Below are 10,011 nucleotides of genomic sequence, written 5' to 3'. Positions count from 1 at the left end.
CCGAGATCGCCCATGACCGCGCCGCGACGCCGCAGCCGCGCCCGGCGCCGCTCTATGTCCGCCCCGCCGATGCCGCCCCGCCGCGCGATCCCGCGCCCGTGCTGATCGGATGACCGTGCCCGCCGCACTGGCCCTCACCCATGCCGCGGCCTTCGAGGGCGAGCGGGGCTGGAGCGCGGAGGAATTCGCGGGGCTCGTCTCGGCCCCCGGCGCGATCCTTTCGGGCGATGCGAAGAGCTTCGTGCTGGGCCGGGTGACGCTCGACGAGGCCGAAATCCTGACGCTGGCCACACATCCCGACCATCTCCGCCGCGGCCACGCCAGGCGCGCCCTCGATGCCTTTCATGCCGCCGCCCATGCCGCGGGCGCGCGCATGGCCTTTCTGGAGGTCGCCGAGGACAATGCCGCCGCCCGCACGCTCTATGCGGCGCAGGGCTATGCGCAGGCCGGGCGCAGGCCGGGCTATTATGCACGCGAGGGGCGCGCTTCGGTCGCGGCGCTGATCCTCACGCGCGCATTGGGCCAAGATGCCCTTGGGTCAGGCGCCGAAATGAGAGGCACGCAGCGTCAGACGGCGCGGTGACTTGGCGCAAATCAGGGAAAAATCAGTTGACCCCCGAGGCCCTGACAAGGCCTTATCCTGCCATGAGCCGGCGCATGACCGGCAGGCGCTGTGTGACCTCTCACCCGGCGCCGTGACCTGACAGGGAGCTATTGATGACCCATCTCGCGAAATTCCTCGGCGCGACCGCAGCCCTCGCCATCTCGGCGGGCGCCGCCCTGGCCGACCCGGCGCTGATCTACGATCTGGGCGGCAAGTTCGACAAGTCGTTCAACGAAAGCGCGCACAACGGCGCGACCCGCTGGGCCGAGGAAACCGGCAATTCCTACGCCGAGGTCGAGCTGCAGTCCGACGCCCAGCGCGAGCAGGCGCTGCGCCGCTTCGCCGAGGCCGGCAACAACCCGATCGTCACCGTGGGCTTTTCCTTCATGACGCCGCTCGAGGAGATCGCCACCGATTATCCCGACACCAAGTTCGTGATCATCGACGGCGTGGTCGATCAGCCCAACGTCCGCTCGGTGATCTTCAACGAGCACGAGGGCTCCTACCTCGTCGGCCAGATGGCGGCGATGGCCTCCGAGAACGGCACCGTCGGCTTCATCGGCGGCATGGACATCCCGCTCATTCGCAAGTTCGCCTGCGGCTATGCCCAGGGCGCGCAGTCGGTGAACCCCGACATCACCATTCTGTCGAACATGACCGGCACCACGCCCTCGGCCTGGAACGACCCGGTGAAGGGCTCCGAGCTGACCCAGGCGCAGATCTCCCAGGGCGCTGACGTGATCTATGCCGCGGCCGGCGGCACCGGCATCGGCGTGCTGCAGACCGCTGCCGACCAAGACATCCTGTCGATCGGCGTCGACAGCAACCAGAACTACCTGCAGCCGGGCAAGGTGCTGACCTCGATGGTCAAGCGCGTCGACAACGCGGTCTACGACGCCTTCGAGGCGGGCACCGAGATCGAGACCGGCATCAATGTCATGGGTGTGAACAACGAGGGCGTGGGCATCGCCGTGGACGAGCACAACGAGGCGCTCGTCACCGAGGAGATGACCGCCGCGGTCGAGGATGCCAAGGCCAAGATCGCCTCGGGCGAGATCGAGGTGCATGATTACATGAGCGACGAAGGCTGCCCCTCGCTCGATTTCTGATCGCCCCGCAAAGCATGACACGAGGGGCCGCGCCGCAAAGCGCGGCCCCGTTTCGCAGTTGAGGACCGGACATCCCATGACCGACCAGACCCCCGCGATCGAGCTCAAGGACATCTCCAAGGCCTTTGGTCCCGTCCAGGCCAACAAGGACATCTCGATCCGGGTGATGCCGGGCACGATCCACGGCATCATCGGCGAGAACGGCGCCGGCAAATCGACGCTGATGTCGATCCTCTACGGCTTCTACCGCGCCGATTCCGGCGAGGTCTTCATCAACGGCAAGCGCACCGAGATTCCCGACAGCCAGGCCGCGATCCGCGCCGGCATCGGCATGGTGTTCCAGCACTTCAAGCTGGTGCAGAACTTCACCGTGCTCGAAAACGTCGTGCTGGGCGCCGAGGACGGCCGCCTGCTGCGCCCCTCTCTCGCCAAGGCGCGGCGCGAGCTCAAGGCACTGGCGGAGGAATACGAGCTCAACATCGACCCCGATGCCCGGATCGAGGATATCGGCGTGGGCATGCAGCAGCGGGTCGAGATCCTCAAGGCGCTCTACCGGCAGGCCGACATCCTCATTCTCGACGAGCCCACCGGCGTGCTCACCCCGGCCGAGGCCGACCACCTGTTCCGCATCCTGCGCGGCCTGCGCGACCAGGGGAAGACGATCATCCTGATCACCCACAAGCTGCGCGAGATCATGGAAAGCACCGACACGGTGAGCGTGATGCGCCGCGGCGAGATGACCGCCACCGTCAAGACCGCCGAGACCTCGCCGCCCGAGCTCGCGGAGCTGATGGTCGGGCGCAAGGTGCTGTTGCAGGTCGAAAAGCCCCCCGCCACCCCCGGCAAGACGATCCTCGAGGTCGAAGACCTCACGGTGGTCGACAGCAAGGGCGTGGAGCGGCTGCGCGGCATCGGGCTCGAGATCCGCGCGGGCGAGATCCTCGGCGTCGCGGGCGTGGCGGGCAACGGCCAGTCCGAGCTGCTCGAAGTCTTGGGCGGCTACCGCAAGGCCAAGGGCCGCATTCGCCTCAACGGCAAGGAGATCGACCTGTCCGGCTCGAAATCCAACGCCGGCACCCGGCGCAAACGCGGCATCGCCCACGTCCCCGAGGATCGGCACCACGAGGGGCTCATCCTCGATTTCGCGGCGTGGGAGAACGTGGCCTTCGGCTATCACGACAAGCCGGAGTTCAACAAAGGCATCTTCATGGACAACGCGGCCATCAAGGCCGATGCCGCCGCGAAGATGGAGCGCTTCGACGTGCGCCCGCCCAACCCCAACCTCGCCGCCAAGAACTTCTCGGGCGGCAACCAGCAGAAGATCGTCGTGGCGCGCGAGATCGAGCGCAATCCCGACCTCTTGTTGATCGGCCAGCCGACGCGCGGCGTCGACATCGGCGCGATCGAGTTCATCCACGAGCAGATCGTGGCCCTGCGCGATGCGGGCAAGGCGGTGCTGCTGGTCTCGGTCGAGCTCGACGAGATCATGTCGCTGTCGGACCGCATCGCGGTGATGTTCGACGGCCAGATCATGGGCGAGCGCCTGCCCTCCGAGACCGACGAGCGCGAGCTGGGCCTTTTGATGGCGGGCATCACCGACACCGACAAACCGCATAGCGAGGCCGAGATCGAGGCCAACCTAGCCAAGAAGCGCGCCAGCGCCGCGAAGGAGGCCTGAGATGCAGAAGATGCCGCAATGGGCGGATGTGGTGCTGATCCCGCTGATCAGCCTACTCCTCGCCGCCCTTCTCTCGGCCCTGGTGATCCTCGCCATCGGCGAGAACCCCTGGGCCGCGCTCAAGCTGATGGTCGATGGCTCGATGGGCTCGACCTACGCCTGGGGCTACACGCTCTATTACGCGACCAACTTCATCTTCACCGGCCTTGCCGTGGCGATCGCCATCCATGCGCGGCTGTTCAACATCGGCGGTGAGGGCCAGGCGATGCTGGGCGGCTTGGGCGTGGCGCTGATCGCGCTCTACATCCCCTGGCCGCATTGGACCCTCGCGCTTTTGGGTGGCGCCGTCGGAGCCGCGCTCTTCGGCGCGGCCTGGGCGCTGATCCCGGCCTGGCTTCAGGCCAAGCGCGGCAGTCACATCGTGATCACCACGATCATGTTCAACTTCATCGCCGCCGCGCTTCTGAACTACCTGCTGATCGGCGCGCTCAAGCCCTCGGGCTCGATGGAGCCCGCCACCGGCCGCTTCCCCGAGGCGACGCATCTGCCGACCTTCCAAGACATGTTCTCCACGGCCGAGACGGCGCTGTTTCGCGGCGCGCCGGTGAACGTGTCGTTCTTCGTGGCGCTCATCGCCTGCGTCGCAGTCTGGGCGCTGATCTGGCGCACCCGGCTCGGCTACGAGATCCGCGCCTTCGGCCAGTCGGAATCGGCGGCGAAATACGCGGGTATCTCGCCCACCCGGATCATCGTGGTGACCATGCTGATTTCCGGCGGGCTCGCGGGCATGATGGCGATCAACAACGTCATGGGCGAAGCCGAACGGCTCGTGCTCAACGCGGTCGAAGGCGCGGGCTTCATCGGCATCGCCGTGGCGCTGATGGGGCGCAGCCATCCCTTCGGCGTGCTGCTTGCCGCTCTCCTGTTCGGCTTTCTCTACCAGGGTGGCGCCGAGCTGGCGCTGTGGACCTCGATCCCGCGCGAGCTGATCGTGGTGATCCAGGCCCTCGTGATCCTCTTCACCGGTGCGCTCGACAACATGGTCCGCATGCCGCTGGAGGCGATGTTCCTGAGGCTGCGGCCCGCGCCGAAGCCCGCCCGCAAGACCGAACCGGCGGAGTGAGCCCATGGATTTCCTGACCCTTCTGCAGGTGCTCGACACCACCATCCGCCTCGCCACGCCGCTGCTTCTGGCCTGTCTCGCGGGGCTCTTCTCCGAGCGCGCGGGCATCTTCGACATCGGCCTCGAAGGCAAGATGCTGGCCTCGGCCTTCCTCACCGCCGCCGTGGCCGCGGCCAGCGGCTCGGTGCTGATCGGCACACTCGCGGGCATCGGGGCCGCGCTGGCGCTTTCGGGCGTCCATGGCCTCGCCTCGATCACCTTCCGGGGCAACCAGCTGATCTCGGGCGTCGCGATCAACTTCCTCGCTGCCGGTCTCACGGTCGTGGTGGCGCAAAGCTGGTTCGGACAGGGCGGCCGCACGCCGCAGCTTTCGGGCAATGCGCGCTTCGAGACGATCGACCTGCCGCTGGCCGCCGAGATGCGCGACATTCCCATCCTAGGCCCGATCTATGCCGAGCTGATCTCGGGGCACACGCTTCTGGTCTATGTCGGCATGCTGGCGGTGCCGTTGACATGGTGGGTGCTGTTTCGCACCCGTTTCGGCCTGCGTCTGCGCGCGGTGGGCGAGAATCCCGCCGCCGTCGACACCGCCGGTGTCTCGGTGGTGGGGCTGCGCTTTGCCGCCGTGGCGATCTGCGGCCTGCTCACCGGCCTCGCGGGCGCCTATCTCTCGACCGGTCTGCAGGCGGGCTTCGTCAAGGACATGACCGCGGGGCGCGGCTACATCGCGCTCGCCGCCCTCATCTTCGCCAAGTGGCGGCCCTGGTACGCGCTCGGCGCCTGCCTGCTGTTCGGTTTCCTGCAGGCGATCGCCCTGCGCCCGGACGTGATCGAGGGCACGCTCGGCTTCGAAGTGGGCGTGCAGCTCCTCGATGCCCTTCCCTATATTCTCACGGTGGTGATCCTCGCAGGCTTCGTCGGCCGCGCGATCCCGCCCCGCGCCGGAGGCGAACCCTATGTCAAAGAGCGTTGAACTCGCGGGCCTGATCAAGGCCCAGGCCGGATCGGAGCCCGTCAAATACGGGCTGATCCTCGGCTCGGGGCTGGGCCATATCGCGGGCGCCGTGGACGGCGTCACCATCCCCTATGACAAGCTTTCGGGCTTTCCCCATGCGGGCGTGTCGGGCCATAATCCCGTGCTCGCCGTGGGCGATCTCGAAGGCCAGCGCGTCGCCGTCTTCGGGGGCCGTGCGCATTACTACGAGCGCGGCAACCCCAACGAGATGCGCCTGCCGCTCGAAGTGCTGAAGGAACTCGGCGCCGAGGCGGTGATCCTGACCAATGCCGCAGGCTCCCTGCGCCAGGAGATGCCCACAGGCTCGATCATGGCGCTGTCGGATCACATCAACTTCTCGGGGATGAACCCGCTGATCGGCGAGCAGACCGATCGGCGCTTCGTGCCGATGGGCGATGCGCATGACGCCGATCTGCGCGACCTGCTGCGTGCGGCGGCCAAGGCCGAGGAGGTCGAGATGCACGAGGGCGTCTATGCCTGGTACTCCGGCCCCTCCTTCGAGACCCCGGCCGAGATCCGCACGATCCGCACGCTGGGCGCCGATGCGGTCGGCATGTCGACCGTGCCCGAGGTGATCCTCGCGCGCTTCATGGGGCTGCGGGCGCTCGCCGTCTCGGCGATCACCAACATGGCCGCAGGCATGTCCGACGAGAACATCGGCCATGAGCACACCAAGGCCATGGCCCCGCTGGGCGCGGCCAAGCTCGAGCAGGTGCTGCGGCGGATGCTGCGCGACATGAGCTGATCGCGCCGCGCTGCGGCATTCTTTGCGCCGGGGGCTTGGAAAAGCCTCCGGGGGCTGACTTAATCGCCCTGTCGCAGAAGGCCCGCCATGCAGCTCTACCTCCCCATCGCCGAAGTCTCGGTCAACATCTTCCTGATCCTCGGCCTCGGCGGTCTCGTGGGCGTGCTTTCGGGCATGTTCGGCGTCGGCGGCGGGTTCCTGATCACGCCGCTGCTGTTTCTCGCGGGCATTCCGCCTGCCGTGGCCGTCGCCACCTCGACCAACCAGATCGTCGCCTCCTCCTTCTCGGCGCTCCTGGGCCATCTGCGGCGGCGCACCGTCGATATCGCGATGGGCTCCGTGCTGCTCGCGGGCGGCCTGATGGGGTCGGCGCTCGGCATCATGGTGTTCAACTGGCTCAAGGCGCGCGGCCAGGTCGATCTGCTGGTCGAGCTGAGCTACGTGATCTTTCTCGGCACCGTCGGCGCGATGATGTTCATCGAGAGCCTGAACGCGCTGATCAAGTCGCGCCGCCCCGGCGCGCGGCCCAAGCGGCGCAAGCATTACTGGGTCCACGCCCTGCCGCTGAAGATGAAGTTCCGGGTCTCGGGGCTCTACATCTCCGCGATCCCGCCGCTGCTCGTCGGGCTGTCGGTCGGTGTGCTGGCGGCGATCATGGGGGTCGGCGGCGGTTTCGTCATGGTGCCGGCGATGATCTACCTTCTGGGCATGCCGACCAAGGTCGTGATCGGCACCTCGCTGTTCCAGATCATCTTCGTCACCGCCTTCACCACGATGCTGCATGCGGTGACCAACCAGACGGTCGACATCGCGCTGGCGCTGCTGCTGATCGGAGGCGGGGTGATCGGCGCGCAGCTGGGCACGCGCATCGGCGCGCGGATGAAGGCCGAACAGCTGCGCATCCTTCTGGCGCTGCTGGTGCTGGCGGTCTGCGGCCAGCTGGCGCTCGGGCTGGTGCTGGAGCCCTCGGAGCTCTACGAGATCCAGCCGGTGGCGGCGCAATGATTCGGCTGGCGCTCCTGCTTCTGGCGCTTGCATCGCCCGCGCGCGCCGAAGAGATCGTGCTCGGGCTGAGCCGCGATCAGGTCGCCATCACCGCGACCTTCGACGGCTCGGACATCCTGATCTTCGGCGCGGTCCGCCGCGAGGCGCCGCCGCCGGTGAACGCCGATCCGCTCGAGGTGGTGGTCACCGTGGCGGGCCCCTCCGAAACCGCGATCGTGCACCGCAAGGAGCGGCGCGCGGGCATCTGGGTCAACACCGACCCGGTGAGGATCGAGGGCGCGCCGACCTTCTACGCCGTCGCCACCACCGGGCCCCTGGGCGAGGTGCTGGGCATCACCGAGGATCTGCGGCTGGCGATCTCGACCTCTCGCGCGATCCGCGCGGCGGGCAACCGCGCCTTCGAGACGGCCGACCACGTCGCGGCCCTGGTGCGGATCCGCAAGGCGCAGGGGATCTATCGGCTGCAGGAGGGGGCGGTGGATCTCGAGCAGGAGACATTGTTCCGCACGGCGCTGGCCCTGCCCGCCGATCTGGTCGCCGGCAATTACACCACCCGCATCTTCCTGACGCGCGGCGGAAAGGTGATCGACAGCTACGAGACGGTGATCGGCGTGCACAAGGTCGGCATCGAGCGCTGGCTGTTCGACTTCGCTCAGGAACGCGCGGCGCTCTACGGGCTCTTGTCGCTCCTGCTGGCGATCGCGGCGGGCTGGGCGGCTTCGGCGGCCTTTGCCGGCTGGCGCCGCTGAAGGCCGCTAAAATCCCCGCTATTCCGCCCCTCCCGCCGCGGGGCCGCGCCATGCTAGGTTGATCCGGGTGAGCGGTTGCAGGCGAAGAGGAGCACCGATGTCCCATCGCTGGATGTTCGACGTATTGACCGATCTTGAAACCTATGCCCGCCGCAACGGGCTGCCGCAATTCGCCCAGAGGCTGTCGGAGGCCGCGGGCCAAGCCGCGCGCGAGCTGGCCGCCCCCCCCGACGAGCCCGGCCAGGCGCCGCACCGCGCCGAATAGGCGCGGCCCCGCCTCTGGCCCCCGCCGCGGCGCGCGGATAGGGTCGCGCCATGACCCTTCCTGCCGCCGTGACCTTCTCCTCCGACCAGGCCGAAGCCTGGGATGCCGTGACGCAGCTTCTGCGCTCGACCGGCGTGGATCTTGATGACGAGCTTCTGAGCGCGCCCGCCTCGGATGCCCGCCGCGCCATCGCCGTGATCGGCAAGGCCGGCTCGGGCAAGACCCTGCTGCTTGCGGAACTGACGCGAAAGCTCAAGGAGGCGGGCGTCGATATCGTCTCGGGCGATTGGGAGGGGCGCAAGAAGAAGGACCGGCGCACGCTGGCCATTCTCGCGCCGACCAACAAGGCGGCGAGCGTGCTGCGCAATCGCGGCGTGCCTGCGACGACGATCCACCGCATCCTCTACACCCCGGTCTACGACCCCGAATACGAAAAGATCGCCGAATGGCTCGGCGGCGATGGCGAAAAGCCCAATATCGAAGGCCTGACCGAAGAGGCGCTGGCCCGCGCCGCCAACGCCTTCGCCACCCATGGCTCGGTGCCCGCCGCGCTGGCCGCCGCCGGGCTCAGGGGCTCGGATTTCATCACCGGCTGGAAGCGCCGCGAGGAGCCGCTCGACATCGGCTTCATCGACGAGTCCTCGATGCTCGATGAAAAGCAGGTCGAGGATCTGAAAGAGATCTTCCCGACACTGGTGCTGTTCGGCGATCCGGCGCAGCTGCCCCCGGTTCAGTCCTCGGGCGGCATGGTGTTCGACACGATGAAGGACGCCGACAAGCACGTCCTGCACCGCATCCACCGGCAGGACGCCGACAACCCGATCCTCGACCTTGCCCATGCGCTGGCCGACCCCCAGGTCGACTTCTACGCCTTCGAGCGGCTGGTGCAGGAGGCCGCGAACCGCGATGAACGCGTGGTGATGGCCCGTCGGGTCGAGGCCGAGCTGATGGCGCGCAGCCCGGTGCTGGTGTGGCGCAACGCCACGCGCATCCGGCTCATCCACGCATTTCGCGCAGCTTACGGCGCGCCCGAGGGCGATCTTCTGCCCGGCGAGCCGCTCATTTGCGACGGGATCGAGCTGCCCCTCAAGCACCGCAAGAAGCGGCTCGATCTGGAGGCGCGCGGCCTGATCAAGGGCGCGCAGGTGGTCTATATGGGCCCCGGCCGCAAGCCGGGGTTTTCGCGGCTGCACGTCATGGGCGCGCCCGAGCCGCAGCTTTCGGCCGCCTCGATCGTGCGGATCGAACAGGAGGGCGATGCCGAACCTTTCATTCCCTATGCCGCACGGATGGGCGCCACCTTCCTGCACGGCGCAGCGGTGACGATCCACAAGGCGCAGGGCTCGCAATGGGACACGGTGCAGGTCTTTGCCCCCGACATCGAGATCGCCTCGCGCATGGGCCGGGTCGAGGCCGGGCAGCCCTTGTGGAAGAGGCTGGCCTATGTCGCCATCACCCGCGCCGAGCGCGAACTGCGCTGGGTGGTGCGCTCGATGCTGGCCAAGCCCGGCAACAGCCTCGGCACCGATGATCTCGCAGCCCCCGCCGCGCCCTTCACGCTCAGCGCACCGGAGGCGGAAGGCTGAGATCCGGCGCCGTCGCGGCAAGACGCGTGGGCTCGAAATGATGCGCGACCGAGGCCGCGTAAAAGCGCAGCACCGGTTCCGCGCCCGGCGCCGGGCGCAACCCCTCGCCGCCCACGACCAGCAGGCCCCGCC

The 10,011-nt window shown here is 68.0% G+C and carries 10 protein-coding genes; all 10 read left to right on the top strand.

The features are described 5' to 3' along the window. Positions 1-109: 109 nt before the first annotated feature. Positions 110-583 (top strand): GNAT family N-acetyltransferase, encoded by a 474-nt coding sequence (locus tag NHG85_RS00075; RefSeq protein WP_253328623.1) that lies wholly within the window; start codon positions 110-112, stop codon positions 581-583. A 134-nt stretch (positions 584-717) separates the two neighbouring features. Next, positions 718-1,713 carry a BMP family lipoprotein gene (locus NHG85_RS00070; RefSeq protein ID WP_253328622.1) on the top strand — a complete coding sequence of 332 codons (996 nt, stop codon included), beginning with the start codon at positions 718-720 and terminating at the stop codon, positions 1,711-1,713. Positions 1,714-1,789: 76 nt separating this feature from the next. Beyond that, on the top strand, positions 1,790-3,391 hold the full coding sequence (locus tag NHG85_RS00065; RefSeq protein ID WP_253328621.1) for an ABC transporter ATP-binding protein: 1,602 nt from the start codon (positions 1,790-1,792) through the stop codon (positions 3,389-3,391). Position 3,392: 1 nt separating this feature from the next. Continuing rightward, positions 3,393-4,514, top strand: a complete 1,122-nt coding sequence (locus NHG85_RS00060; protein ID WP_253328620.1) for an ABC transporter permease — start codon at positions 3,393-3,395, stop codon at positions 4,512-4,514. Between the two features lie 4 nt (positions 4,515-4,518). Further along, a complete protein-coding gene (locus NHG85_RS00055) occupies positions 4,519-5,487 on the top strand; it encodes an ABC transporter permease (RefSeq protein ID WP_253328619.1) in 969 nt (322 codons plus the stop codon). Further along, positions 5,471-6,274, top strand: coding sequence for a purine-nucleoside phosphorylase (locus tag NHG85_RS00050; RefSeq protein WP_253328617.1), 804 nt, complete (start codon positions 5,471-5,473; stop codon positions 6,272-6,274). The genes NHG85_RS00055 and NHG85_RS00050 overlap by 17 nt, the downstream gene beginning before the upstream one ends. An 87-nt stretch (positions 6,275-6,361) precedes the next feature. Next, a complete protein-coding gene (locus tag NHG85_RS00045) occupies positions 6,362-7,279 on the top strand; it encodes a sulfite exporter TauE/SafE family protein (RefSeq protein WP_253328615.1) in 918 nt (305 codons plus the stop codon). Beyond that, the gene (locus NHG85_RS00040; RefSeq protein WP_253328614.1) at positions 7,276-8,028 is read left to right on the top strand and encodes a TIGR02186 family protein; all 753 of its coding nucleotides are present in this window, start codon (positions 7,276-7,278) and stop codon (positions 8,026-8,028) included. The genes NHG85_RS00045 and NHG85_RS00040 overlap by 4 nt, the downstream gene beginning before the upstream one ends. A gap of 97 nt (positions 8,029-8,125) precedes the next feature. Then, complete coding sequence (locus NHG85_RS00035; RefSeq protein ID WP_253328612.1) at positions 8,126-8,293, top strand: hypothetical protein; 168 nt, start codon at positions 8,126-8,128, stop codon at positions 8,291-8,293. A gap of 50 nt (positions 8,294-8,343) precedes the next feature. After that, the gene (locus tag NHG85_RS00030; protein ID WP_253328610.1) at positions 8,344-9,879 is read left to right on the top strand and encodes an ATP-dependent DNA helicase; all 1,536 of its coding nucleotides are present in this window, start codon (positions 8,344-8,346) and stop codon (positions 9,877-9,879) included. Positions 9,880-10,011 lie beyond the last annotated feature (132 nt).

Source organism: Limimaricola litoreus, assembly GCF_024159025.1.
GTDB classification, from domain to species: Bacteria; Pseudomonadota; Alphaproteobacteria; order Rhodobacterales; family Rhodobacteraceae; genus Limimaricola; species Limimaricola litoreus.
This window is presented reverse-complemented; position numbering and strand designations above follow the sequence as displayed.

Bases quoted from the DNA above. Each gene is read 5' to 3' on its own strand.
- NHG85_RS00035 (WP_253328612.1), top strand. From the start codon at position 8,126: ATGTCCCATCGCTGGATGTTCGACGTATTGACCGATCTTGAAACCTAT.
- NHG85_RS00070 (WP_253328622.1), top strand. From the start codon at position 718: ATGACCCATCTCGCGAAATTCCTCGGCGCGACCGCAGCCCTCGCCATC.
- NHG85_RS00060 (WP_253328620.1), top strand. From the start codon at position 3,393: ATGCAGAAGATGCCGCAATGGGCGGATGTGGTGCTGATCCCGCTGATC.
- NHG85_RS00045 (WP_253328615.1), top strand. From the start codon at position 6,362: ATGCAGCTCTACCTCCCCATCGCCGAAGTCTCGGTCAACATCTTCCTG.
- NHG85_RS00040 (WP_253328614.1), top strand. From the start codon at position 7,276: ATGATTCGGCTGGCGCTCCTGCTTCTGGCGCTTGCATCGCCCGCGCGC.
- NHG85_RS00065 (WP_253328621.1), top strand. From the start codon at position 1,790: ATGACCGACCAGACCCCCGCGATCGAGCTCAAGGACATCTCCAAGGCC.
- NHG85_RS00055 (WP_253328619.1), top strand. From the start codon at position 4,519: ATGGATTTCCTGACCCTTCTGCAGGTGCTCGACACCACCATCCGCCTC.
- NHG85_RS00050 (WP_253328617.1), top strand. From the start codon at position 5,471: ATGTCAAAGAGCGTTGAACTCGCGGGCCTGATCAAGGCCCAGGCCGGA.
- NHG85_RS00030 (WP_253328610.1), top strand. From the start codon at position 8,344: ATGACCCTTCCTGCCGCCGTGACCTTCTCCTCCGACCAGGCCGAAGCC.
- NHG85_RS00075 (WP_253328623.1), top strand. From the start codon at position 110: ATGACCGTGCCCGCCGCACTGGCCCTCACCCATGCCGCGGCCTTCGAG.